This window comes from Paenibacillus rhizolycopersici (assembly GCF_014947195.2).
GTDB lineage: Bacteria > Bacillota > Bacilli > Paenibacillales > Paenibacillaceae > Fontibacillus > Fontibacillus rhizolycopersici.
The window spans coordinates 1-26,330 of record NZ_JADCNN020000002.1; the positions used below are offsets into that span (position 1 = coordinate 1).

Below are 26,330 nucleotides of genomic sequence, written 5' to 3' on the forward strand. Positions count from 1 at the left end.
GCACGCGCAGCGCGCGCCTGGGCTTGGCGTAGCGCCTACGCCAGCGCCGCTCTCGCCGCTCCCTGGCCCTTCGCCGCCGCGGCCCTCCGCGCCTACGAGCTCGCCCGCAGCTTCGCCTTCGCCAAGCGGCCACGGCGCGCGCTCCGCCGGCAGCTGCTTCGCGATGCCACCGGCCCCATGCTCGGCCAGCGCCGCCGCCAGGCGTGGCCGTTCCGCCAACCGCCGCAGCAGCGCCTGCTTCTCCCGCTCCGCCGATGGAGCCACCGGGATCAACACAACATGATCCGGTTCCAGCTCCACCCGCAGCCCATTCGCTTCATAGCGGACCCGCGGCTCTCCGGGTTCCAGCGCGATCGTCTTGGGCCTGGTCATGCGTATTCCTCCTCGTAGCAAGATTTTTGTCTTCCTATGCGTGAACTCTTATTTTTAGCCGAACGCTCCTTCCGGAAACAGCCCGCCTTCCTGCAACACGATCAAGCTCCGCAGCTCCTCATCGCTCATTTCCGTCAGCCATTGCTCGCCAGAGCCAACCACCTGCTCGGACAGCGACTTTTTCCGCTCGATTAATTCGTCGATCCGCTCCTCCAGCGTTCCTTGGCAAATCAGCTTATGCACCTCAACGTTCTTCTGCTGTCCGATCCGGAACACCCGGTCTGTCGCCTGGTTCTCCACGGCCGGGTTCCACCACCGGTCATAGTGGACGACGTGGTTAGCCCGAGTCAGGTTGAGACCGACCCCACCCGCCTTCAGCGATAACACGAAGATCGGTGAGCCCTCGCCGTCCTGAAATGCCCGCACCATGGTATCCCGGGCCGCCTTCGGCACTCCGCCGTGAAGAAAAAACGGCCGGATGCCGTACCGCTCTGCGAGCCGCTCCTTCAGCAGCTCGCCCATCCGCACGTATTGGGTGAAAATCAACGCGGCTTCCCCACTGTCCATAATCAGATCAAGTAATTCGCCGAGCCGCTCCATCTTGCCCGAGCGCCCGAAGGCGACAGACTCCGATGTCCGGACTCCTTGAACCAGCTCGGGATGATCGCAGATTTGCTTCAGCCGCGTCAAGGAAGATAGCACCAAACCCTTGCGGGCAATGCCGTTATGGTTGCCGATCCGACCAAGCAACTCCGCCGTCACCGTTTGGTACAAGCGGGCTTGTTCGACGGTTAGCGAGCAGTAGGATTTCAGCTCGATTTTCTCCGGCAGGTCCTTGCGGATGTCCGGATCGCTCTTGAGACGGCGCAGCAAGAACGGGGCGACCAGCTTCCGCAACTTCTGCAGCTCAGCCGTTTGCTGCTCTCCCCCGGCTCCGGTATAACGTGTCCGAAACGAAGCGTGCGTGCCCAGGTACCCGGGATTGAGAAACTGAAAGATCGACCATAGCTCACTCAGCCGGTTTTCGACAGGGGTGCCCGTCATGGCGATCCGATGCGGCGCACTGAGCTTCATCACGCTTTGCGCCTGCTTGGTGCCATAATTTTTGATATATTGGGCTTCGTCCAGCACGACCGTCGTCCAATCCGCCGACCGGAGTTCCTTGGCATCTCGACCAGCCAACTGATACGTTGTCAGGATGACATCGCATGTCTGGTACTCCTGCAGGAAGCGCTCGTCGCGGTAGCGGTCGCTCCCATGATGCACGTACAGGCGCAGCCCCGGAGCAAAACGGGTGAACTCGCGCTGCCAGTTGCCCAGCAGAGAGGTTGGGCAAATGATCAGACTTTTGCCCCTCGTCTGCGAGGCGTCATCCAACAGCACGGAGATGACCTGGACCGTTTTTCCCAAGCCCATATCGTCGGCCAGCAAGGCGCCGAACCCGAGCTCGCGCATTGTGGTCAGCCACTGGTACCCTCGCTCTTGATAGGGCCGCAGCGTCCCGTTCAACCCGGGGGGCACAGGCCGCGGCCGAGGTTGACGGACCGCAGCACCGGTCATCAATAGGGATAACATCCCGGTGGTTTCGATCCCGGCGATATCTACGCCTTCCAGTTGGATATCCTCCTCACCGGAAGCCAAATGCATCAATTCCCGGAAGGTCAGGGTTCCATTCTCATGGCGCTTCATAAACTTGAGCACCTGACGAATTTCCTTCACATCTACTTCAATCCATTCGCCGCGAAAAAAAACGAGCGGCAGCTTCGCCGACGCCAACTCGGCCAGTTCTTCCCGGGTCAGTTCGCGGTCGCCAAGCAGCGCCTCCGCTTCAAAAGCGACCAGTTGGTCCACGCCCAGCTTCGACATTCCCGCCGTCCCGCTATCCGGCAATCCACCCGCAAAACCCTGGGTTTTGATACGAATGCTGGCGGGACGACGCCCCTCTCGGGTCCAGCGGCTTGGCATTTGCACGGTTACTCCGTGCTTTCGCAGCGCCGGTACCGACTTGCTTAAGAACGCAAACACTTCTTCCGGTTCCAGGATGAGTTCCTGCGGACGCGGGGCCTCCAGGGCAGCGGCGACTTCCCGGGATACGTCAGCCCCCTTGTTCAACCGCAGCAGGAAATTCTCCTGCACATTCCGGTACAGGAGACCGTGAATTTCCATGTCCGGCTCGGGGTAACTCCAGATAAGTCCAGCCGGCAGCAGCACGCGGGTGTCCTCGGCTCCTTCAGCCCAAAGGCTAAGCCGCCAGGTCGAAGTCGCTGCCGCAGCTCGATCCTCCTCCGTCGCTTCGCCGCCCCCTTGGTAAGGCTCCACGCGAAGGCATAAGCGCAAGCTTCCGGTCGCCAGACCGTCGGCCTCGGGTTCCTCGGCCCGGGGACGTCCGCCTCCGGCAGCGGCAACGTCTGTACTCAGTTGCTCCAGCTCCGCCGCACTCCCTTGAATATCTGCGGGTTGCCCACCGGTTAGCAGGCCGTTCCACCACAGCTCGGATAGTGGCGAGGAACCCCGGTGATAGTCCGCCCGGCTGGGATTCAGCTTCCGCCCTAAATCCTGAACCGCCCCGCGCGTTTCGTGATCGATCATTGCGGTTAGAAACGAGTGCAGCACCGCCATCTGCCGGTCTTCCAGCGATCCCTCGTCTTCGGAGGATGCCCCGGCCCCCGTTTGAACCGCCGCTAAGCAAATCGGCGGCATCGCACCGGCAAGTCGCTGAAACCGGGCCGCATCCTCCGGCTCTGTCAGCGATGGCCCCCAGGCTGCCCGCATTTGCCCCTGCGCCCCGCGCCGCCGTCCGGTGGCAGCCACCGGGCGTATGTTCGGCGCGATCCGGCCGCGCAGCAGCAGTTCCAAGGCAAACCGGGCTGCTTTGCTCCAATAGCCCATTTCTGCTCCCGGTTTGATCCCTTGCTCCTCCCAGACCGATTCGTCCCATTGCAGCAGCAGGCGCCACGCCTCGGGTACGGGCAAAGCCAATCCCTCCAGCGACCGTCCGACTAAACTCCGCCGTTCTCCGCTCTTATAGGACCTCCGCACGGAAGAGACTGGATACCTGACCTCCGCGAGTCGCAGTACGGCATGCTGAAAAGGGCGGACTCCCGGCTCCAGCTCCTTGCGCCGGAGCACTGCGGTCCAAGCATCCACCTTCGACTCCGATACTTCTCCGGAGAAGCAAAACAATATGTCGCCCAACCATATTCCGTAAAGACGTTGATTCATGATGATCTCCCGTCGGTTATCCTGATTCCTACCAAAATTCATTACTAACATCTTATACGAAAAACGCCGCTTATAAAACCGTCTTCCCTCCCGCCTTCTCTACTTCGCCAGAAGCGCCCTGATCTTTAGAAGAACCAACCGTGAGGTACGATCCATCGCACAACTTTAGTGCCGGCCTATTGTATTCGGTTTTTCGTATCTAATACCGTGCTAATGTCAAAAAATTTCGCAATGTATTCGAAATTTCATACAGATTGTCGGCTAATGTCCCCTTAATGGGCAAATAAGTATGAAATTTCATATACATTCCGTTGAAATCTCCGAATTTGCCCCAATGTGTTCGGTTTTTCGCATACATTAGCGCCATACGTCCCTTACGCCCTTTCGGCTATCGCCTTCCTTACCGACTTTCGCCCTTTCCGCCTCATCGCCTTCCCCACCGCCATACATCTTTTCCGCCTCATTGCCTTCCCTATTGCCTTACACCTTTTCAGCCTCATCGCCATATCGCCATATTGCCATATCGCCTCATTCTTCGGGACCCTCCGACATTCAGGCAACTAGCGGTAATTCTTCTTGCGATAAAAAAGCCGCCGAAAGGGCTTTCGCCTCCGGCAGCTTTCCCGACTCAACGAGCCGGATCTTGGGCTTTCGTTATTTGACCGCGATAACCTCGATTTCAACCAGGCCGTCCTTTGGCAGGCGCGCTACTTCAACAGCGCTGCGTGCAGGAAATGGCTCGGCAAAAAACGAACCGTACACTTCGTTCACCTTCGCAAAATCATTCATGTCCTTCAGAAATACGGTCGTCTTGATGACCTTGTCCAATCCGCTCCCAGCAGCAGCCAGCACGGCCTGAACGTTCCGCAACGATTGTGCGGCCTGCGCTTCGACCCCTTCCGCGAGCTGACCGGTTTCCGGTACCAGCCCCAACTGACCGGAAGTGAAGATCAAATCGCCCAACTGAATCCCTTGCGAATACGGGCCAATCGCACCCGGCGCGGACGTCGTGGAAATTACATGTTTCTCCATAACCTGTCATCCCATCCTTTCTACACCCATTTTAACGATAACCGGTCCCTTACGGCAACCCAGACAACTAACTTACCTCGCCGTTATGTTCCCGGGCTGGTTTAAACGGTAAATAGAAAGAAAACGCGCTGCCCTGGCCTTCCTTGCTGGTCATGCAAATGTGACCGCCCAGCAGTCGGGCCAGGTTACTGCTGATCGAAAGGCCCAATCCGGTCCCCCCGTATCGCCGGCTAATCGAACCGTCCGCCTGCTGAAACGCCTCGAAGACAGCCAACTGCTTGTCCTCGGCTACACCGATGCCCGTGTCCGATACGGTGAAGACGATCCATTCCGTTTCAGACGTATCGTCCGCCGGCGCTTTGCGGATATCCAGTTCCACCTGCCCCTTATGCGTGAATTTAAATGCGTTGGACAGCAAGTTTCGCAGGATTTGTATGATCCGCTGCGGATCGGAGATGATTGAATCGGGTAAGCCCGCTTCCTGCGTAATCTTGAATTCGATATTCTTCTGGGCGGCAACCCGCTCGAATTGTGCCTGCATCCAGACGGGAAGCTCGGCCAACACTACTTCTTCGGCCGTAATCTCCAGCCGCCCCGCCTCGACCTTGGACAAATCCAGAATGTCGTTGATAATCTGCAGCAGCTCATGTCCAGATTTATGAATAATGCGGCCGTATTCCGAGATCTCCTCTCCGGCCTCGTCCGATTCTCCGATCATTTCCGCCAGATTGATGATGCTGTTTAGCGGCGTACGCAGTTCATGTGACATCGTCGCCAGAAACTCCGATTTGTAACGGGAAGCTTGAGCTAGTTGCTTGGCCCGATCCTCCAGCCCGATCTTGGCCTTGTGCAGCTCATCAGTCTGTTTGCGAAGCAGCTCGTTGGCGTACTTCAGCTCCAGATTTTGCCTCGCTCCAAGTTGGAAATCGCGAAGAATCAAAGCAAACAGCAGGCTGAGTACGATGCTCATCGGCAGCGCAACCGGCATGACTTCAAACAAATAACGTTGCGCCGGCATGACACCGAATAAGGTGATGTTTAGACTGTTCACCAAATTCACGACCAGAATCGTGACCATGCCTTTAACAACAAAGCGATGATGGGTGCGTCGCATCCAAACGTTCAAACCGGCACAAACAAAGCCCAGGAGCGTCAGGTTCAGCAAGCCTACCATCGCCGCTTCGCTGTAGCCTAACGTCAACCGGGCCAAACCGATGCCGATCCCGATCAAGACCATCGTCAGCGGACTCGAATACACAAAAGCTGCAATAATCAGCGGTACCACGCGTAAATCATACAAAACGTCGTCCGCAAACCGGAAACCAAACTTCATGCAGATCCAGCCCGCTAAAATCATTAATAGAACGGACAGCACGTAAAGGGTGTTCTGCGACATTTTTCTCAAACCGTATTTATATAGGATATTGGCCAAATATGCCACTGTGATCAACAAACACAGATTCAACACAAAGGTATTACCGATCCCCATATCCCCACTCCTGTTGCCGAATCGGCTATCTACTGAAGATCAGCCGGATTCTTTACTTTGGTTGTCCCGCCGATAATACTGCACGAACAATTCGGCGAAATACGGATCCCATTGGGTTCCGCGGCCTTGCTCCAGAATCTCGATGGCTTGGTCTCGCTCCAACCCCTTACGGTAAGGCCGGTCGGAGGTCATGGCATCAAAGGCGTCAGCCACGGCGATAATCCGTCCGAACAGCGAGATCTCTTCCCCGGCCAATCCATCCGGGTAACCTCCTCCATCGTAACGTTCATGATGCGACCGGACCCCAGGCAAATAAGGGGCCATTGCATCCGCAGGCTCCACCTGCTTCAAAATCGCCTCTCCGAGCACAGGGTGCTGCTTCACCTGCTCCCATTCCTCTTCGGTCAAACGGCCTTCCTTCAACAAAACGGCATCGCGAATGCCGATCTTGCCGATATCATGGAGCAGTGCCGACTTACGCAATTCATCGATACGCTCCTCGGACAAATGGGCCAGTTGGCCGATTTTGACGGCGTATTCCGCAACTCGCAGGGAATGGCCGGCCGTATATGGATCGCGGGCATCCAGCGCTGCCGCCAGAGTAGCGAAATAGCTATCCACCAACTGGCTGTTCAGGGCCGCCTGGGTTTGCAACCCCCGCAACATATGATTAAATCCCGAGACCAGCCTCGAGAACTCGTCGGAAAACAAGTCGCTTGCTCCCGTTCGGATGTGGCCGGACTTCACTTCGGCCATCCGTTCGTATAAATGTTGAATAGGCAGCATAATTTCACGCGCCAGCAGCCGAGAGCCGATCAACGCAAAGACGATGCTCACGGCCAAAATATACCCGGCCCATTGCCAATAGGTATAGGCCCCATGGCCATAGTCCTCGAGTCGAAATTGCATCGATAAGCTGTACAGCAGCAAAGGAGCCATGCTCATCAAGAAAAAGCTCCATTTTAACTTTCGAGATACAGGGACGATAACCCTTCCATGAAGGGATAATTCCTTACCAAACATCTTGCGACTCCAGGCGATGAGTTCCTCCAGTACCGGTCGGATCGCATAGGAAGTTAAATAGTATTCAACCAAAGCGTGCATGCCGCTGACCAGCATACCGCCCAGGGCGGCAAGCAGCACATAATAAGGCGGAATAGACAAGCGGCCGGCATGGATCAATCCCAACGTTAAACCTGCACCGGGGACGACCAGACCAAATAAATGCGGACCGAGAATTCGCTTGACGGCAAGCGAAGGCAATCGGTGTGTGCGTATGTATACATTTTGAAGCGTTTGGTAGCTGCCGACTTCCTCCATGAATACAATATGGATCGGCTTGATCTGCCGGGTAAATACGAACCATTCCAGCCCCAGCATGCAGCAGAGCGACAGGCCCAAGATGCAGATCAGCCACGCATATTCCGATGGGGATATATCCAAGGGCGCAGCGGCGATCAGACTCGCGATCGCGATGAGCGCCAGCAAGGAGCCGGCTGCGTAATTAAGTAAGAGGCGCGAAATAAACGTCCTGTACACCGTCAAAGAGGATGCCTTCTTTCCGTTTCGCGATATTTTCGGGCATGCCCGCTTCTATCTATATCGGCAGCAATCATGACTATTTTCATAAGTCGATTGGAACTTTTTGTGTATAAGCCCTCATTCCGGATGGTCCGATGGCCGCTCGCATGAAAAACTTGCCGATATTTAGTCTTTAAGAACTAGGCACTCAGACCGATTAAGGATTAGAGGCAACCTGTTCTTTTCGCCTTCTTATCAGCGCCATCTTAAAAAAATAAATATTTTAAAAATTAGGTAATCGCTTTCAATTGTTGGATCCCTTACGGGGCGCCGTCTCCGCCGATTTGGGAAGTTGTTTTATGTCACACCTCATGTGATTTATTTCACATTAACACCTATTTTAATATGCTAAAATTCCATCGAACAAAGGTTTTGGGACTCCCGGATCCCCCATAAAATCGGCCTTTTTTACCGCCCCCGACACTGATTTCCGTTATTAAAATGTCTTCACATTTTAATATATATATTTCATTCACTGGAGGTCTCTATCATGAAGAAAGCTTCAATCATCCTTAGCAGTGCCCTGCTGCTCGGTGTATTGGCCGGCTGCGGGTCGAACAATGACGCGAACAACGCGAATACGGCAGAACCGGCAAACAACGCGGCGGCGACTAACGAAACAAACGCGGGAAGCAACAATGCGGCTGCAGAGCAAGGCAAGTATCAAGACGGCGTATACTTTGCCAAAGGTGAAGTGGATGCGGAATCCGGCTGGCAATCCTACGTTACCCTGACGGTATCCGGCGGCAAGATCACGGAAGCCAAATGGAACGGGTTGAGCGAGAAAGCTCCTGTCGATAAAGTGACTTACTCCAAAGAAGGCAAATACGGAATGAAAGCTGGCGGCGCTTCTTCCGAATGGCATGAGCAAGCCGAGAAAGTCGAGCAATTCCTGATCGAGAAACAAGATCCTAAAGCAGTCACTTTGAACGATGAAGGCAAAACCGACGCAATTTCCGGTGTTTCCGTCCATGTAAGTGAATTCTTTAACTTGGCTGATCAAGCGTTGGCTGCCGGTCCAGTTGAAGCTGGTCCTTACAAAGACGGTACCTACCATGCGGAAGGAGCCGCTTTCGACGAACATTCCGGTTGGAAAGATACCGTTGATGTCGTTGTTGCCGCAGGTAAGATCGTTAAAGTCAACTTCAGTGGCGTAAACGACAAAGGGGAAGACAAGAAGCAATACTCGATCGACGGCAAATATGGCATGAAAGCCGGCGGCGCGCAAGCCGAATGGCATGAAGAAGCGGCTAAAGCCGAAGCTTATTTGGTTGAAAAACAAGATCCGGCATCCGTCACATTTAACGCAGAAGGTAAAACCGATGCTATCGCCGGCGCTTCGATCACGCTGCAACCTTTCTTCGAACTCGTTACCAAGGCACTTGAATCCGCGAAATAATCGCATATTACCACCCACCCTAAAATGAGAAGGTGAATCTCTTGAAGAAAATCGTAGTTTTGGGCGGCGGTTATGGCGGTGTTGTTACTTCCAAGCATCTGGCCAAACTGTTCAAAAAAGAAAAAGACGTGGAGATCCAGCTGATTGACCGGAACCCCTATCACACGTTGCTGACCGAACTGCATGAAGTCGCAGCGAACCGGGCACCTGAAGATTCGGTCAAAATCGAACTGAAGAAGATTTTTGCCGGGCAAAAAGTCGACGTAGTTCTGGATTCTATCGATGCCATTGATTTTAACGCCAAAGAACTTCGTTCCGAGCTAAATACCTATAAATACGATTACCTCGTTATCGGTACCGGTTGTAAACCGACCTTCTTCGGGATCCCGGGCGCTGAGGAGCATGCGTTAACCCTGTGGTCCTATGAAGACGCCGTGCGTCTGAAAGAGCAAGTACGCAACAAGTTTAGTGAAGCAGCCAAGGTTCGCAATGCAGCCAAACGCCGCAAAATGCTGTCCTTCGTCGTGGTAGGTGCCGGCTTCACCGGCGTGGAATTGGTTGGCGAATTGGCCGAGTTCCGCGACGAGCTCTGCAAAGAGTTCTTTATTGATCCGAGCGAGGTGCGTCTGGTCGTCGCCGATATGGCTCCGAAAATCCTGCCGATCCTGCCGGACAAATTGATCCAAAAAGCTGCGAAACGACTGCACAAGATGAACGTAGAAATCATTACGAGCGCCAAGATCACCGGCGTTACGCCAACCAGCGTACAGCTTGGCGAAGGCCAAGAACTGGAAGCCGATACGATCGTTTGGACGGCTGGGGTCGAAGGCTCCGAGCTCGTTGGCAAGCTCGATGTGAAACAGGAAGGCCGCAAACGGATCGTGACCAACGATAAGCTGCAAAGCATCGATCACGAGAACGTTTATATCGTCGGCGACAACATCTTCTTCATTCCGGAAGGCGAAACCCGTCCGGTACCGCAGATGGTTGAGAACGCCGAGCAAGCCGGTCCTCTTATCGCACATAACATTCATGCGGACATTCACGGCAAACCGAAGAAGTCTTATAAACCGGGCTTCCACGGAACCATGGTATGTATCGGCAGCCGCTACGGCGTAGCGAATGTCGGCCTGCCGAATAAAATGTTTATGCTCAGCGGCTTCATGGCGATGTTCAGCAAGCACTTGATCAATATGTACTATCTGTTCACCGTGGCTGGTTTTGCCAAAGTATGGACTTATATGATGCATGAATTCTTCCATGTGAACAATCGCAGAAGCTTTGTTGGCGGTCACTTTGCGAAGCGTTCGCCCAACTTCTGGCTCTTGCCGCTGCGGATCTTCGTTGGCTACAAATGGCTGGAGGAAGGCATCGACAAGCTTCCGAAAGTGTGGAAAGATCCTTCGAACATCTTCCTGATCCCGGCTTCGCCAAATGCTGACGTCATCTCGGCGGCCAGTGAAGCAGCCGGTGAAGTAACCAAAACCGTAGATGCCCAAACCGCAGCTTCGGCTGTAGAAAGCGCCTCGACGGCAGTTACCGCCTTACCGGTGCCAGGATTTATCAAATCGATCGTTGGCTGGTTTATGGATGTGTTCTTCTACACTTCAGACGGCGGTTACACCGCTCTGGCTACCGTATTCCAATTCTTCATGGTCTTTGCGGAGATCGCGCTTGGCGTCATGATTATCGTGGGTCTGTTCACCGCAATCGCTTCGGCAGCCACTGTCGCGCTCGGCGTCATGATCTGGTCCTCCAGCATGGCTTCGACGGAAATGCTGTGGTACATGACCGCAGGCGTCGCTTTGATCGGTGGATCGGGCAGCGCGTTTGGCTTGGATTACTACGTACTCCCTTGGCTCAAGAAACAATGGAAACGAATCCCGCTCGTGCGAAGATGGTATCTCTACACGGAATAATGACAGCTCTTTATAAAACCTTGAACCGGAGTAATGAGCGCTTGGCGCCCATTACTCCCCTTTTTCTCCTTTGCCGAAATCGGTGTCAGGGTCCCTGCAAGCCTACCTGCTTTTAGGTGCAAGTTCAAAAAGTCAGGTTTTGAGTTCTTGCTTCGTGGTTGAAAGATGACTTTTTTGAACTACCTCTTTAAGGAGTGTGTGTCTTTATGAATCATCCTAAGCTCATCCAAGACGCTTATCGCTTATTGCAGGGCGAAATCTCGCCCGAGGCCGGCATAAAGTTAGATTTACCCCATGAAGAAGTAACCCCACTAGCCGTTCTACTGGAGCAATACGACATGACGCCGGTACGCCAGTGCCAGCTGTTATCCATTTACATCGCAATCAAGCTCGCTCTTCAACGCCACAGCGAATGCAGCTCCCTCGCCCCTGGTGAAACGCTGACCCGCAAGGTGTTGGACGGCGACTATCTATACAGTTTTTACGTCGAGCTTTGCCTCAAGTGGGAAGAATACGACCTGCTGACGCATCTTGCTCCTATTATCAAGCAAATGCAAATCAAACGCGTCGAGGGACGCCCCGAGGACGAGCGCTTGATCAAGGCCTTGGAACTATTTCTACAGCTAGAGAACAACCGCAGCACCGCCACAAAGGCAATGTGAGACGCAAAATTGCCATCTGTCGTCTTCGCACAGCAACCGCCGCTACGGATCTGGAACGCAGACCGCTAATCCATGCCAGGAGGGATCGCCATGAAGCTTGAGGAATCGCTGAACATCTCTTTGAATACGGTCGATCGGGAAATCGAAAACATGGTGAAATACGACCGTGACGTCCCCCGTTCCTCCCAGCTTGCCAAAAGCATCGTGGAGCTGATCCGTTCAGGCGGTAAGCGGGTTCGCCCCCTGATGGTCATCGTCGGCAGCCGGTTTGGTCCGAGTCCCGATCCCAAGAAGGTATGGCGGCTCGCTGCCGCTGCAGAGTTTATTCACGCCGCTTCTCTGATCCATGATGACATCATTGACGATTCGACGTTGCGCCGCGGACAGAAAGCGATGCATATCAAGCTGGGCGTCAGTAGCGCCTTGCATGTCGGCAATTATATGTCCGCCAGAGTCATCGAGCTGATCTCCGTCTATTCCGCGGAACGGGAGAAATTCGTTTACGACCTCTCCTCCCTGGCTACGACGAAGCTTTGTTTAGGCGAATACCAGCAACTCTCCCATCTGTTTGATTACGACGTGACGATTCCGGAATACTTGGAGAAGTCCAAGAACAAAACCGCTCAACTCATGGCGACCTGCCTGCAGATCGGCGCGAAGGCCGCCGGCGCGAACGAAGAGACTGCTCAGTTGCTGTATACCTTCGGCGAAAAGCTTGGCATGTCTTTCCAAATCCGCGACGATGTGCTCGACTTCACCCAATCTTCCGAGAAGCTGGGCAAGCCGGCCGGCAGCGACCTGCGCAGTGGTCAGGTGACGCTTCCCGTCCTGTACGCCCTTCAGAATAAGGATCTGGCGCCATCGATCCGGGCGATTACGGCAGACAGCCCCTCTGCGGAAGTGGACGCCGTTGTAGCGGCGATCCAGGCGAGCGGCGCACTGGAGCAAACCGAGGAACTGAGCCGCCGGTACCTTGGTGAAGCACAGGACATCATTGATCAGTTGAGTCCGTATCCGGCGCACCGGGATCTGCAAGCGCTTCTGGATTATTTTGGCGGACGGGAGAAGTAATTCATACGATAAAGCGCGAATCTCAGGGATGAATGTCCTTGAGGTTCGCGCCTTTTTTTGCGTTATAAACAATTTCCTTGATTTTCCGATATATGGGTTAGAGTGATTTCGAATAGGGGGTTGCGTTCATATGCGAATCACACCTATGAGTCAAAACCAGAAGAATTTCAATGCGCTGCATCAAGTTGTTTCTATGCTGAATGAACGTGCGCAGCAGAAAGATTGCGGAGTCGAGCAAGAGCTTCTCACCCAGAAACTAGCATTGGCCGAGACGACGAGGAGCGATCAGCAACAAAGCAACCCGACAGGGGTAACGATAAGTGTCGGTGCCTCAAATTTAAACCGGGCGATATCCACCTACGATAACTTATTGAACGGGTTGGAGCCGGTGGAGAAATATATCGCTGTACTGGATAAGCGAGAACAGGCCTTACAAGATGCCCGGGACAACCCACAAACGAGTGCGGAAGAAATGGCAACACTTGAGCAAAGCGTAAGTCTGATCAAATCCCGCATCCAGGATCAGGTTAACCTGATGACCGATTTTTATGGGAAATTCTATATTGGCGTGAGTCGGCTGAATCAGCAGGCTCCCCTGTTGCCGCCGGGACATAACTCCCTATCGGCCCAAGATTTGGGATGGAGTAATTTAACGGGGAAAAGCGCTGCCGAGATCGGAGATCTGTACCGCCGCACCGTGACGGAACTGTCCGATTATCAAGCGCAGCTCGAACAAACGGCCGGGATCATCTCGAAACCCCGCAACAACACAGTGGATCGCAACTCACAAGAATGGCAGGCTGAAATCGAGGAACTGGACCGTTCCCTCCGGCCCTTTAAAGTCATCGAAAAGATGGAAGTCGACTACTCCCAGCATATTAATATCCGAATCTAAGTTAACCCCCCACGTCTGTCGCTAGGCGCGGGGGGTTTTTAGCTTAGCTATTTCAACAGAAAGTAATCGGCGAGCGTAAAGAACAAAATCACCATGCTGATTACCTGGTTTAAATTGTATGAGGCCACGTTCATGCGTTTTCGGTTCGACGGTTTGATGATTTTGTGCTCCGTCATCAACAGCAGGATGGCCAAGATGATTCCCGTGATATACAGCCCCCCCAGGTGGCGTATGGGGATTAAAGCAATCAGCAGCAGAACCATGATGAAATGCAACCCTGCAGCGATACGCAAGCCGTTCCTCAACCCAAAGGCGCTGGGAATGGACCAAAGGCGGTGACTACGGTCAAAATCGATATCCTGAGAGCCGTAGATAATATCAAACCCGGCGATCCACAACATGACGATCGTGCCGAGAATAAACGGCGTAAACGCAAACTGGCCGGTGACGGCGAACCAGGCGCCGATCGGAGCCGAAGCGATCGTAAACCCAAGGTACAGATGACTGAGATACGTAAACCGCTTCGTATAGGAGTAAGACGAGATGAGGAAGATAGCGACCGGCGACAGGATCAGGCACAGGATGTTCAACATCCCCGCGGCAAAAATAAAGATCGCATAGTTGATGACAACAAACACCAGCACCTCCTTCGACTCCAGCAGCTTCCGCGGCAGATGGCGATGCGCCGTGCGCGGGTTTTGCGCGTCAAAGACGCGGTCGACCACGCGGTTAAAGGCGTTTGCCCCGTTTCGGGCCCCGATCAGGGCGATCAGCCCCCACAGCATCACGCGCCATGACGGGAACCCTTCCGCGGCCCAAATCATCGAGATGATAGCGAAGGGCAGCGAAAACAATGTATGCGAAAACATCACCAATTCGCTGTACAACCGGATTTTGGTGCCGATTTTACGGGCTACTTCCATGGGATGGTCACTCTCCTTTAAAGCATTCTGCATTAAGCCCCAACACTACAGCGCCCGGCCCCTTCGAGCCATCCCTACTAGCCGCCAGATAAATAGCGGTAAAATGTACCGCTATTTATTGGAAAACTGCCGGTATGACCGAAATAGCGGTATTTTCTACCCTTATATCGCGTCTAAAGTCGGGTTATTCCGGCTTAGTCGGTAAATAAGGGTACTTTATACCGCTATTCGGGCGACCAGAGGTTGGGAGCAGCGAAATAACGGTATTATTTACCGTTATTTCGCCGGCCTGGGCGTTGGCGGGGCCGGGGCGGGGGGGCCGTTACGCCAGCTCCGCCAGTACGGCTTCGAGCGCGTCCAGCATGCCGCGCACGTCGTCCTCGGCGATGACCAGCGGCGGTTGGAAGGCTAGAACGTTGCGGTTTACGCCGTTCTTGCCGATGATATAACCGCGGTCCAGCATCCCCTCCAGCACGTCGTCGACGAGCTGCGCGCCGCGTTCGGGCTCTTCGGCGCAGAGCTCCGCGCCGAGCATCAGCCCCGCGCCGCGCACTTCGGAGACGTTCTGCGGGAACCGCGCGGCGAGGCGCGTCAGGCCGCCGCGCAGCAGCTCGCCGAGGCGCTCTGCCCGCTCGGGCAGGCGATGCGCCTCGATGTAGTCCAGGACCGCGAGCGCGGTCACGGACGAGACGGGATTGCCGCCGAACGTGGAGGCGGATGGCCGGTTCAGGCTGGCTGCGATCTCGTCGGTGGTGGCGAAGCCCGCCACCGGGATGCCGCTGCCGAGCGCTTTGGCCATCGTCAGGATGTCCGGCGTGACACCGTACCGGTCCATGGCGAACATCCGGCCCGTCCGGCCAAACCCGGTCTGAATCTCATCGGCGATCAGCAGCACGCCGTGCTGCTCCAGCAGCCGCTTCACTTCAGCGAAATACCAGTCCGCCGGCGCGATGATGCCGGCATTGCCCTGGATCGGCTCGGCGATCATTGCGGCGATGGTATCGCCCTTATCCGCCAGTGCCGCCTCCAGCGCCGCGAGGGAGCGGCGTGCCGCTTCATCGGCGCTAAGCCCCCGCTCGTACGGCCGGGGGATAAACGTGACGTCCGTGTCCTGCGCCAGCTGTGGATCGGTCCGCCACATCTGGAGACCGGTCACGCTCATCGTCAGGTACGTCCGGCCGTGCAGTCCCTGCTCCAGCGCCAGGAATCCCCGCCGCCCCGTATGCATGCGGGCCAGCAGCAGAGCGCCTTCATTCGCCTCCGAGCCGCTGTTGACGAAGAACGTCCGGCGCAGATTCCCCGGCAGCACATCGGCTAGCCGCTCCGCCAAATCCACGTTGGGCTGCGTCAAATAGATCGTGCAGGTATGCTGCAGCGTCCGCAGTTGCTCGGCTGTCCGTTCGGCGATTTCCGGGTTGCAGTGGCCGCTGGCCACAACGGATACGCCGGCAAAAAAGTCCGTATACCGCTTGCCGTCATGCCCGTACAAATACTGCATTTCTCCCTTCACCAGCTGCGGTGGGTTCCGATAAAAGTGGCTGGTGCATGGATAGAAATATTGCTCCCGCTTCTTCAACACTTGTTCCGGTCCAATATAGCTCTGCATATCCCTTCGCTTCCTTTCCCCCGTTAGGCTCGGCTTACTGCTGCTTCCGCCTCGTTAGCCGAAGCCTCTTCTCCGGCGCCTGCTGCCCCACTGGCGCTGCCGCCGTCAAATTGCAGCACGCCCAGCGTATAGCCGGCATAAACCGGCGTCATTCGACCAAATTGATCCGTAGCAGCATCCGGATTAGCCAGCGCCGCCTTGTAAGAACGCACGATCTCGGCCAACTGCTCTGGCTTGTAGGTTGCGCCTTCGATACGGAAGACCGATAAGCCTGCCTCAAGCAGCTCTTTCAGGACCGGCATCAAGCAGAGTTCCTTGGCCATCATCAAATGATTGCGGCCATGGACGTCCCGGTAGACCGGGTTTTCGCCTTTATCTGTCTTCAGCACAAGGATACTGTTATCGACATAGTGGTTATCTTCCTCCGCAATGGCTTGGTACACTTCGGCGTTCTCGTACAAGTCATGCTCCATATACATGATCGCAGGCGAACCGTGTACGATGGCCTCCAGCGGTCCTGGCGCATGTGCCAGCAGCCCCGCCAGATCCTTCAGCGGCAGCTCCATCGATGCCGTCAACCGACCAACGCCAAGCCCACGGTAAAAATCGGCCGACAGACGATTGTACACATTCAGATTGAAATCGCCCACCAGTGGGTAACCTTTGCCGACAAACTTGCGAATGGCACCCAGATTAGTTACCATCAGGCCGTCGATCGGCAACCGCTCTCCAAACAGCAATCCTTCATAGAGATCGAAATGCTGCTCCGTCATCATCCGCGGCAAGCCAAGGTACAGCTTGGCATTCCCCTTCAACGCCGCCAGTTCCTTCACGTCTTCCTTCGTAAACGGCCGATCCGGCTCGAATACGTCACCGGACAGATAGAGATGATCGGCTCCTGCCTCCAGTGCGGCTTTGGCCTGTGCCATGTTATTCACATGCACGGCTATGCCCGCAACAACTCCATTCTGCCGTCCTGCCCCCTTCTTCTCTTGAGCAACGGCTACGAGCGCCTCACGGATAGCCTCAACGCGCTTCTCGCCAAGCTCACGCTCCTCTGTCGGCGTGCTGAACACCTTGCCCGTGCTGTAGAACTTGCCCGTCCCTTCATATCTCCGGTTGATGTTGGACAACCCCGGACGGCCAAACGCATACCCGGTTGAGAAATCACGCTTGCGGTTTTCGTACAGCAGCTTCGTGTCCCGGCTGCGATCAAAGCCAACCGGGTCGTTGATGTAGCGATCGATCGCGTCCCCATACGCCTTCACGAGCATGATGACGAATGCCGCGTCACGCATGCGTCCTTCGATCTTGAAGGAAGTAATCCCGCCGTGGATGAGCTCCGGAATGTGCTCGTACATGAACATGTCTTTGACGGCCAGCGGGTATTCCGCCGGATAGACGTTGCCGTCTTTTTTCACACGATAATCCCAGCGGCACGGCTTCAAGCACTTGCCCCGGTTGCTGCTCATGCCGAACACCATCGAGCTAAAATAGCAGTTCGCCCCATGCACCGAGCACATATCCCCATGCACGAAATACTCCAACTCCATACCAGTCGCCTGTTGCAGATAGCGGGTAGTCATCAGATCCATCTCGCGCGACGTGACGACACGGGTCACTCCCATCTCCTGCAGGGCCCGAACCATTTCCACGTTGTGCACGTTCATCATGACGGAGGAATGGACCTTGATGTTTAGGCCCATTTCACGGACCAAGGACAAAACGGCGAAATCCTGTACGATAATCGCATCCGGACCCGCCGATTCCAAAAATCGCAAATACGCCTCCGCTTCCTCCAGCTCGCCTTCGTTCAGCAGATTGTTGACGGTGACGTACACTTTTTTGCCGAGGCCGTGCGCAATCTTGACCGCCTCCGTGATTTCCTCCAGGCTAAAATTGAAGCCTTTACGCATCAAGCGCATATTCAGGCTAGGCCCCCCGAAATAGACCGCGTCGCAGTTCTCTCCAATCACTTGTTTGAAAATTTCAAATGTTCCCGTGGGCGCAAGCAGCTCGACTTCTTTCCCATTAAAAAAACGTGCCACAGTCGTTTCCCCCTCACATGATTAAATGCCAACCTATCAACCTATCCATCCAATTCTATCTACCTTCTTGTATTGCAGGAAATACAACATTCTTACGCTTTCCTCGCTTGCCCACTCCAAATGTTGCAGAAATTGCAACAATCCGCACAGGGGAGGGCAAGCAAGCCGAGGTGCAGCACAGGTGCGCAAGGCACAGCGCCAGGAGCTATGATGCAACGTGTTAGCGCAGATGTGCGAAGCACCAGCCCCCGGTTCAAATCAAGCGGTACACCACGGCCGCTGCCGCCAGAATGATGTAGGATGCAACAAACCAGGTGTCCCGTCCCTTCCAGGCCAGCAGGTGATATTCGGAACGCGGCGCGCCGATCGTGTAGCCGCGGGACTCCATAGACAAGACGAGCTCCTCCGCCCGCCGAAAGGCGCTGACCGTGACCGGGACGAGCAGCGATACCAGCATGCGCCCTTTCTCCTTCCAAGGCAGCTCCTTCAGATCCGCACCGCGGGCAGCCTGCGCCTTGAGGATTTTGTGCGTTTCGTCCAAAATCGTCGGAATAAAACGCAGCGCGATGCTCATCATCAACGTTAGGCGTTCGGAGGAGATGCCCACCCGTCGCAGCGGCTTCAACACGCCGCTGAGCCCCTGGTTCAGCAGCCCCGGCGTCGTCGTAAACGTCAGGATCGCCGTGAACGATACCAACAGCCCCATGCGAAAGGCTGCGATCAGCCCGCTGCTTACTCCTCCGCTGTACAACGTCCAGGATCCGATGCGCCAGAGCGCCGCCCCGGATTCCACCGTCAAACACTGAACGACGAAGATAAACACCATCAGTACCCACAGCGGTTTGGCTGCCTTCAGGTAATATTTCAGCGGAATCTTGGTCGACAGCATGTAGGCGATTGAGAATGCGGCAGCCACAGCCAACGCAGGCCAAGAGCCCACGGCCACAATCGCGACCAGGTAGAGGACCATCCCGGTCAACTTGGCCCGAGGGTCAACACCGTGTACCCAGGAGCCGGTATCGATGCTGCGGCCGAACAGCAGTTTATTACGCATCTCCACCGCCTCCTTCTCCGAAAGCGCCGGCTGGGACGAACTCTTCCATACGGCCCTCCGCTGTCCGCTCTGCCTGCAGCCGGGCCAGTCGTTCCGCCAGCGCCGCCGCCGTCAGACACGGCGGCTCACCCGTCAAGCCGAATTGTGCCGCCGCCTTATTCCAGTAACGAATGCACGCCGGAATCGCCAGTCCTTCGGCCTCCAGACGCGGCGCCTCTCGTGCCAGCTCCGCGGCGCTGCCTTGAAACGATTTCCGCCCCTCTTTCATCACGATCCACTGCTCCGCGAACGGGAGCATCTCTTCCATCCGGTGCGTGACCACGATCACCGTTTTTCCCGCTTCGCGGTGCAGCCGGGACAGCATTTCGGCCAATTCGGCCCGGCTTTGCGGATCCAGCGTCGCCGTCGGTTCGTCGAGGGCAAGAACGTCCGGCTCCATCGCCAGCACCGAGGCAATCGCTACTTTGCGCATCTGTCCACCGCTCAGGTGAAACGGGTTGCGGTCGAGGAACGAATCATCCAGGCCGACCTGCGCTAACGCGCGGCTAGCTCGCTCCTTCGCTTCGTCTAAGGAACAGCCGAAATTGAGCGGCCCAAAGCAAAGATCCTTTTCCACCGTATCCTCGAACAGCTGTTGCTCCGGGAACTGGAAGACGAGTCCGACTCGGCGCCGCAGTTCGCGCATCGGCGGCGTCTTGCCTCCGGCTTGCATCGTCACATCCAGTACGCGAACCGTACCGCCTGTCGGCTTCAGAATGCCGTTAAAATGCTGCATCAACGTCGATTTCCCCGATCCGGAGGCCCCGGCTATTCCGGCAAACACCCCGTTTGCCAGGTACAGGTCGACCTCCCCCAGCGCGCTATGCCGCCATGGGCTGCGCTCATCATAGGCAAAGTGCACTTGTTTGAACTCGATGGCCATCAGAGATCCGCCTCCTCGTCGCCGACCCGTCCTAAGCCGACAGGAAACGGTACTCCTCGCCGCTTCAACTCCTGCTGTAATCGTATCCGGTACGGGGCAATCAACCGGCAATCGGCCATCAGCGTTTCATTGCGAAACAGTTCGCCCGGCGTCAGGTCGGCAGCGACCGTCCCGCCACCCAGTACGATCGCTCGGTCAGATGCCAGGATCTCGTCGGCATCATGAGTGATCGACACCATCGTGTAACGGCCGCTTTGCTTCATCTCCCGCAGGATGGCGAGCAGCTCGCCGCGGGCTTTCTCGTCCAGCATCGAAGAAGCCTCGTCGAAAATCACGATGCCCGGTTCCATCGCCAATATCGAAGCGACGGCCACCCGCTGTTTTTGCCCTCCCGACAGCTCAGCGGGATGTTTGGGCAGCAGATGGCCGATTTGCAGTTTATCCGCATATTCCCGCACGCGGGTCACCATTTCCTCCCGCGGCAGGTTGCGCCCCTCCAGACCGAAGGCGATATCCTCTTCAACAGTGGCGCCGATAAATTGATTGTCCGGATTTTGAAACACCATCCCGATCCGCGGACGCAACCGCTGGACCGTGTCCCGATTCAGCGGGGTTCCTTCCACATCAACCGTGCCGCCATTGACGGCTAACAATCCGCCTAGCAGCTTAGCTAGCGTCGATTTGCCGCAGCCATTGGGGCCCACCAACGAAACCCAGCTGCCCGAAGGGATACTCAGTGTGATTTCGTGAAGCACGGGATGCGCCGGGTGATATGCGAAGGAAACCTCCCGAAGTTCATAAGCCATTCCGGTTTCGCCCATTTTTCTCTCCCCCCTCAGGTATACTAAGCACGGGGCAGCCCCAGCTTAAGCCGTTTCCGCCAAAAAGCCTTCAAATAAAGATAGCTTCGACAGAGACGGAATCAAATATCTTACGGCGATGCCGACAGCAATACCGGTCAAGACCCCCATAATCAACAGCATCGGTAAGTAATAGAAGATCTTCGACGTATTGAAGTACAGGGCAGCAGCCGTCAACTGCCCGATATTATGGGCGATCCCCCCGACGATACTGATCCCGATCACGCTCAGTCGCTTGCGGCCAACTAGCAGCAGGAACCACATCGCCGCAAAGCTGAACAGCGCCCCCATAATACTAAACAAGAAACTGGAAAAGGTCCCGAATATAAATGCGGTGAGCAGCGTCTTCAGCAGTACCATCATCAGGGCGTCCCGAGCCCGCAGGAAATAGAGACAGGTCAGCACCATAATATTGGCTAGCCCCAGCTTCGCGCCCGGTACGCTCATGTTTACCGGAATCACGGATTCGACCAGACTAAGCACAACCGCTACCGCCGCGAAAATCGCCACGATCACCGTTCTTTTTAACATTAGATTGGATTGTTCATTTAACGAGCGCATCGACATCGTCTCCTTCTCCCGAGGATACCACTTCGACCATTAACTTATGTGGTAGGCATACGATCGTCCCGCCGTTCCGGTCGATAAACCCGAAGGTCAGGCACAATTTGTCCGGGCAATCGGCGTCAATCATCTCAATGCCGTAATCATGCACCTTCAAAATGTTGTAACCGTACTCCGTTTGGATGTCCACGGTCTGTTCTTCTCCGGTCAACTGAACCGTTTTAAACAGCTTCCCGTCAACCGTAATTCTCGCTACCCGGTTCTCATTGTTGTGATTGTTTTCACTTGAATTGCCAAGCCATCTCGGTACCAAGAACACTAAAGCGACGGCAACGATTAACCCGATCAACAGGATATCTCCGCGTTTCATGGCAAACTCCCTTATTTTTTGATTATATAAATCTTAGATGAACTCATTATACATGGTGCTTCCCGCGCTCTAGTGTGACAAATATCTCACCTCATGGAGTTTTCCCAGGGTTTCACAAAATCATCACTTTAGTAGGGATTTTATGGATAACTATTGCATTTTTAAAATATTCAAAGTATAATATTAAATTAGATTGTTATGACCACGTTGCAGTTCCTCAAAAGATTATAACTCTCCTTATACCAATCCGGTATGAAATTCCTATTTGAATGACCCAAGATAAGTAAGAATTTTGACGAATTTCTGATTCACACTGGCGCGGTCATCGGAGCCGCAAGGACAATTGAGAGGTAGGGCTTTTGTTGTTTTAGAAACAGGCAGTTTGTTGTAGTCGAGGCAGGAACAATAGGCCAGTCTTCACGTGTACATGAAGGCTTGGATAACAATACGAAGCGGGCATTGGCGCGAATAGCCGATGCCTGTTTTGCTTACACTAACGTTGTCTTTCCAAACAAAACCAAAGGGGTGTGTGAAATGCGCGAAGGTTTGATTCCTACCGTTCTTGGAGCTGTAGTATCCGCTTCAGCCGCATCACTGCTTGGAAGCAAGTATAAGCTTGCCGCTACCGGCGTACTTGGATTCGGTTTGGCCCATATTGTACTGGGTACGATCGACCTCATCGAGCACCGTTAGCATTCCGTTTGGGGGACGGACGACCCGGGAGCACTTGGCTTCCGGGTTATTTTTGTGGGGCAGTCGAGAGTATATTCCCAGCGCTTCCAACAAATAATGGGGATAATCCATAGAGAAAGAGGATTGCCCTATGAAGCTTACGGACCGAATTCGCAACCGTTTTGAGCATGACGGCGATTTTATTATGGAAGAGCATATTCTGGCCGGGCGGCCTGTACAAATCATGGGATTTAAGTCATTGATCGATCTGCCAAAAACGTGGGCAAATCTACAGTCCCGTGTCCGGGAGGCGGACCTTGATTTCTCGCTAGATACCGATTCGGCCTTGATCGTACTCAATAAGCTCGGTCAAATCATATCCGAACCTGACGAGGCCTCTCTGCTTGCCGTAATGACGTCCGGCGACCTCATCATCTGCTATGAGGATCCCGAAACTTACCTGGATGTCGTGCCCGTTCCAACCGCCTTAACCCGCAGCATCGAACAACCGTTAAATGAAAACGTGCTGCAGGGTTCGGCCAGCGCCTTTAACGACGATATTGCCACGAATATCGGCCTACTGAAGAAGGAATTGAACACCGCGTCTTTACGCACCAAGGTCTACGTCTCCGGGAATCACTCGCCCCGAAAATTGGCCTTGTTGTACTTGGAAGGCCAGGTTGAACCGGCTCTTCTCCGAGAAGTCATGGAGCGACTTGAAGCCAATAAAAACCGAGATCTCTATAACTTGCAGCGGGTTTGCAAAGCGCTGGGCTTTCAACCCTGGAAGGCGGTACCCAAATTCTACACCACCGAGTTGCCGACGGAAGCCGCCCATACGCTGCGCCAGGGGCGAGTCGTTCTCTTCCTGGACCGGTTTCCGTTTGCTATGATCTTGCCTGCACTGGTCGGCGACATCTTCATGATGGAGAACGATCGGAATTACCCGATCTTGTTTATGTACCTGATTCGAGGGCTGCGCATTGCCGGCATCATGCTCAATCTCATTATGCCTAGCCTTTACGTAGCTCTCGTTTCTGTAAATCCGGAAGTGCTCCGCATCGAGCTGGCGCTTTCCATCGCCGAGAGCCGTTCCGGGGTACCCTATCCGGCTTTCGTGGAGACTCTATTGCTACTAGTCGTACTTGAGCTCATCATCGTCGCCAGCGTCCGGCTGCCGAAAAGCATTGGTCCGACGCTAACCGTAGTCGGAGGGATTATATTAGGACAAGCCGTCGTCGAGGCCAAGCTCGTCAGCAGCCTGCTTATCATTATTCTTGCGGCGACTACGATTGCCAATTCGGCCGTGGTCGGATTTCAAAATTCGCTGCCTATCCGCCTGTTTAAGTATCTCACGCTGATTTTGGCTTCATTATTTGGTGTCCTCGGAATCCTATCCGGTCTGGTCATTATATGCGCCTATTTGGCTAGCGTAACAACCTATGGCATCCCCTACTTATATTTCATCAAATCAAAGGATGATTCAAATGGATAAAAGCCTACAAGTTGTGCTCGTACATATCCTGACCCACATCGGTCTGATCTTCTTTATCTTTCCGACGAACATCATCGATAGCACCGAATCGGCTCAATGGATACCCATCCTGCTCGGCTTCCTGCTTCATTGGATCCTAATTTCCCTATATACCAAAGGGTTAAGCCAATTTGAAAGTCAGAATCTGCTGGATATTTATAGCCAATTTGGCAAACCCGTCGCCGTGATTTTCTTATTGCCCCTGTTCATTTACATGTTTATGGTGATATCCGTGACGATCCGGGCGTACGCGGAGACGATCTCCCTCGTGTTTCTGTCCAATACGCCGTTATGGGCGATTATGTTGTTGACCTTGTTGATTTCAGCCTACATCACCTCACTGGGGGTGCAGGCTCTTTTTCGTACTGGCGTGCTCATGGCCCTGATCTTCTTTCCGCTGATCGTCTTCGTCTTGTGCATGTCTTTCCAAAACGTCGATTGGCACTACATCTTCCCCTTATGGAACAGCCGTTTTTCATTTCTTACGGATCCGGATTACCTGGAAAGCTCATTTGCGTTTTTCGGTGGGTTTATGTATCTCGGGTTCATTCAGCCAAAAGTGCTTTATAACCGAAAAAAAGTCATTTGGGGGAGCCTGTTGCTGCTCCCGTTCTTTCTTATCGCCGTTTATATTCCGGTCCTCACCTTTGGGGAGAATACAACCTCTCAATACCATTTTCCGTTTATCGTCGCGGTGGACACAATTGATATCACCTGGCTGATGTTCGACCGGATCACCATGTTCTTTCTGCTCTGCACCGTAACGTTTGTTATGTTGTTTACGGCTTTGACGGCTTGGGTCAATGTGGAAATCTTGAGGCGCTGCCTGCCGAAATCGATCCGGACCTCTTACATCGTTATCGGTCTGACCCTGCTTACGTTTATCATGGGCATCAACATCCCGGATTGGCAGGACGTCGATCTCCTATTTGGGTTGAACGCTTGGATGCGATTATATGTATACCTAACGATCCCCTCTTCGATCTTTATCCTGGGATGGATCTCCCGTCGAAAGGAAGCAACTGCTGCATGATATCCCGTCGTCTTCTTCTGAAACTCGCGATGGTTGCCTGCTGTACCTTAACCCTTAGCGGCTGCTGGGATAACCGGGATATCAATCATCGCTCTCTACCGGTCGTCATGGGGATCTCCCGGGAAGATTCCAAATACAAGGTGTTCCTTGATATCCCGCAAACGAGCGAGAACGGGACCCGTTCCATGCTCGTTACGCGTACGGGGCAAACGATTACGCAAGTAGTCGACGAAATTAGCTCAAATATGGAGACCCGCGTCGATCTGCTGCATTTGAAGGTCATCATTTTTGACCGGAAATATGCCGAGGAAGGACTTACCGACAGCATCTCCAGCTTCATGCGTTCTCGCGAGATTTCTGCCAAAGCGATGGTTGCCATTTGCGACGAGGATTTAGAGACTTTTTTTACCAAGCTCCAGAAGAATTCATCAACGGATCAAACCGTACTTTACAATTTTTTTGAAAAAAATGCGGGTTGGAGCCCGTCCGTCGCAGTAACGCGAACCTGGGAAATATTTCGCAGCATCCATTCTTATACCCGGGATATCGCCATCCCGATTATTAAATCGGGAACAAGCACGGTCATCGAAAACGTCGGAGCAGCCATTATTAAGAACGGCCGGATGGTTGGACAAATTACCGCGGACGAAACCCTGCTGATGAACGCCTTTAACGAAGAAAGTGCGCACGGCAAGATTGAGGTCATGAACCACGCCAGCGTGTTAATTGTCAGCAACTCCATGAAACACCGCGTTGCGCTGAAGGACGGAGACCCGTACATGCGCAGCCAAATCAACTTAAAGGTATCCGTTCTGGAAACCCGCGGGGGGCCTACCGTGGATGTAATCAAGGATGAACTAGAGACTCTGTTGACCCAACGCTTCAACAAGATGTTTAGAAATATCCTGAAGCACGAGGCGGACATCCTAGGGGTGGGCCAGTATTTTCGAACTCGAATCCCTCGGGACAAGTTGGCCCATTGGCGTACGGAATATCTGCCTCGTTTGAAGATCGATTTGGACGTGAAAACAACGATTCAAAATGAAGGCAATCTGAAAACCGTCAGGGATAAGCCCTTCAAATGAGGCGGAGCTCCGCCTAT

Annotated in this window: 22 protein-coding genes; 9 read left to right on the forward strand and 13 right to left on the reverse strand. The window is 54.3% G+C overall.

Annotation, left to right across the window (positions count from 1 at the left end):
• The 5 genes from IM700_RS02345 to IM700_RS02365 all read right to left on the reverse strand — a co-directional run.
• The coding region (locus IM700_RS02345) for a hypothetical protein (RefSeq protein ID WP_204801108.1) at positions 1-372 on the reverse strand (372 nt) is incomplete at its 3' end.
• Positions 373-426: 54 nt separating this feature from the next.
• Positions 427-3,594: a DEAD/DEAH box helicase gene (locus IM700_RS02350; RefSeq protein ID WP_193416649.1), complete on the reverse strand. Its 3,168-nt coding sequence runs from the start codon at positions 3,592-3,594 to the stop codon at positions 427-429.
• A gap of 654 nt (positions 3,595-4,248) precedes the next feature.
• Complete coding sequence (locus IM700_RS02355; protein WP_155608242.1) at positions 4,249-4,626, reverse strand: RidA family protein; 378 nt, start codon at positions 4,624-4,626, stop codon at positions 4,249-4,251.
• A 67-nt stretch (positions 4,627-4,693) separates the two neighbouring features.
• On the reverse strand, positions 4,694-6,115 hold the full coding sequence (locus tag IM700_RS02360) for a sensor histidine kinase (protein ID WP_193416650.1): 1,422 nt from the start codon (positions 6,113-6,115) through the stop codon (positions 4,694-4,696).
• Positions 6,116-6,154: 39 nt separating this feature from the next.
• Positions 6,155-7,654 carry an HD-GYP domain-containing protein gene (locus tag IM700_RS02365; RefSeq protein ID WP_336244878.1) on the reverse strand — a complete coding sequence of 500 codons (1,500 nt, stop codon included), beginning with the start codon at positions 7,652-7,654 and terminating at the stop codon, positions 6,155-6,157.
• Positions 7,655-8,186: 532 nt separating this feature from the next.
• Here IM700_RS02365 and IM700_RS02370 point away from each other — a divergent pair.
• From IM700_RS02370 to IM700_RS02390, 5 genes are all read left to right on the forward strand, one after another.
• Positions 8,187-9,095, forward strand: coding sequence for an FMN-binding protein (locus tag IM700_RS02370; protein WP_155608245.1), 909 nt, complete (start codon positions 8,187-8,189; stop codon positions 9,093-9,095).
• A gap of 41 nt (positions 9,096-9,136) precedes the next feature.
• Positions 9,137-11,014, forward strand: a complete 1,878-nt coding sequence (locus IM700_RS02375; RefSeq protein WP_193416651.1) for an FAD-dependent oxidoreductase — start codon at positions 9,137-9,139, stop codon at positions 11,012-11,014.
• Between the two features lie 206 nt (positions 11,015-11,220).
• Positions 11,221-11,676 (forward strand): hypothetical protein, encoded by a 456-nt coding sequence (locus IM700_RS02380; RefSeq protein WP_155608247.1) that lies wholly within the window; start codon positions 11,221-11,223, stop codon positions 11,674-11,676.
• A gap of 90 nt (positions 11,677-11,766) precedes the next feature.
• Complete coding sequence (locus IM700_RS02385) at positions 11,767-12,747, forward strand: polyprenyl synthetase family protein (protein ID WP_193416652.1); 981 nt, start codon at positions 11,767-11,769, stop codon at positions 12,745-12,747.
• A gap of 130 nt (positions 12,748-12,877) precedes the next feature.
• Entirely contained in the window at positions 12,878-13,642 is a 765-nt protein-coding gene (locus IM700_RS02390; protein ID WP_193416653.1) for a hypothetical protein, read from the forward strand.
• Between the two features lie 47 nt (positions 13,643-13,689).
• Here the strand turns inward: IM700_RS02390 and IM700_RS02395 are convergent, their stop codons facing one another.
• The 8 genes from IM700_RS02395 to IM700_RS02430 all read right to left on the reverse strand — a co-directional run bounded on the left by IM700_RS02395 (position 13,690) and on the right by IM700_RS02430 (position 21,989).
• Positions 13,690-14,565, reverse strand: a complete 876-nt coding sequence (locus tag IM700_RS02395; RefSeq protein WP_193416654.1) for a UbiA-like polyprenyltransferase — start codon at positions 14,563-14,565, stop codon at positions 13,690-13,692.
• Between the two features lie 322 nt (positions 14,566-14,887).
• A complete protein-coding gene (locus IM700_RS02400; protein WP_193416655.1) occupies positions 14,888-16,171 on the reverse strand; it encodes an aspartate aminotransferase family protein in 1,284 nt (427 codons plus the stop codon).
• A gap of 23 nt (positions 16,172-16,194) precedes the next feature.
• Complete coding sequence (locus IM700_RS02405) at positions 16,195-18,219, reverse strand: U32 family peptidase (RefSeq protein WP_193416656.1); 2,025 nt, start codon at positions 18,217-18,219, stop codon at positions 16,195-16,197.
• A 253-nt stretch (positions 18,220-18,472) separates the two neighbouring features.
• Positions 18,473-19,273 (reverse strand): energy-coupling factor transporter transmembrane component T family protein, encoded by an 801-nt coding sequence (locus tag IM700_RS02410; protein WP_193416657.1) that lies wholly within the window; start codon positions 19,271-19,273, stop codon positions 18,473-18,475.
• Positions 19,266-20,195, reverse strand: coding sequence for an energy-coupling factor transporter ATPase (locus tag IM700_RS02415; RefSeq protein WP_193416658.1), 930 nt, complete (start codon positions 20,193-20,195; stop codon positions 19,266-19,268). The genes IM700_RS02410 and IM700_RS02415 overlap by 8 nt, the downstream gene beginning before the upstream one ends.
• Positions 20,195-21,016 carry an ATP-binding cassette domain-containing protein gene (locus tag IM700_RS02420; RefSeq protein WP_155608254.1) on the reverse strand — a complete coding sequence of 274 codons (822 nt, stop codon included), beginning with the start codon at positions 21,014-21,016 and terminating at the stop codon, positions 20,195-20,197. Before IM700_RS02420 ends, IM700_RS02415 begins: the two co-directional genes overlap by 1 nt.
• A gap of 45 nt (positions 21,017-21,061) precedes the next feature.
• A complete protein-coding gene (locus IM700_RS02425; RefSeq protein WP_193416659.1) occupies positions 21,062-21,616 on the reverse strand; it encodes a Gx transporter family protein in 555 nt (184 codons plus the stop codon).
• Positions 21,600-21,989: a NusG domain II-containing protein gene (locus IM700_RS02430; protein ID WP_193416660.1), complete on the reverse strand. Its 390-nt coding sequence runs from the start codon at positions 21,987-21,989 to the stop codon at positions 21,600-21,602. The genes IM700_RS02425 and IM700_RS02430 overlap by 17 nt, the downstream gene beginning before the upstream one ends.
• Positions 21,990-22,523: 534 nt before the next feature.
• Here IM700_RS02430 and IM700_RS02435 point away from each other — a divergent pair.
• The 4 genes from IM700_RS02435 to IM700_RS02450 all read left to right on the forward strand — a co-directional run bounded on the left by IM700_RS02435 (position 22,524) and on the right by IM700_RS02450 (position 26,313).
• Entirely contained in the window at positions 22,524-22,682 is a 159-nt protein-coding gene (locus tag IM700_RS02435) for an asparagine synthase (protein ID WP_068782850.1), read from the forward strand.
• 130 nt (positions 22,683-22,812) lie between these two features.
• Positions 22,813-24,156 carry a spore germination protein gene (locus tag IM700_RS02440; protein WP_193416661.1) on the forward strand — a complete coding sequence of 448 codons (1,344 nt, stop codon included), beginning with the start codon at positions 22,813-22,815 and terminating at the stop codon, positions 24,154-24,156.
• Entirely contained in the window at positions 24,149-25,228 is a 1,080-nt protein-coding gene (locus IM700_RS02445; protein ID WP_193416662.1) for a GerAB/ArcD/ProY family transporter, read from the forward strand. The genes IM700_RS02440 and IM700_RS02445 overlap by 8 nt, the downstream gene beginning before the upstream one ends.
• Entirely contained in the window at positions 25,225-26,313 is a 1,089-nt protein-coding gene (locus IM700_RS02450; protein WP_193416663.1) for a Ger(x)C family spore germination protein, read from the forward strand. Before IM700_RS02445 ends, IM700_RS02450 begins: the two co-directional genes overlap by 4 nt.
• The last annotated feature ends 17 nt before the right edge of the window (positions 26,314-26,330 follow it).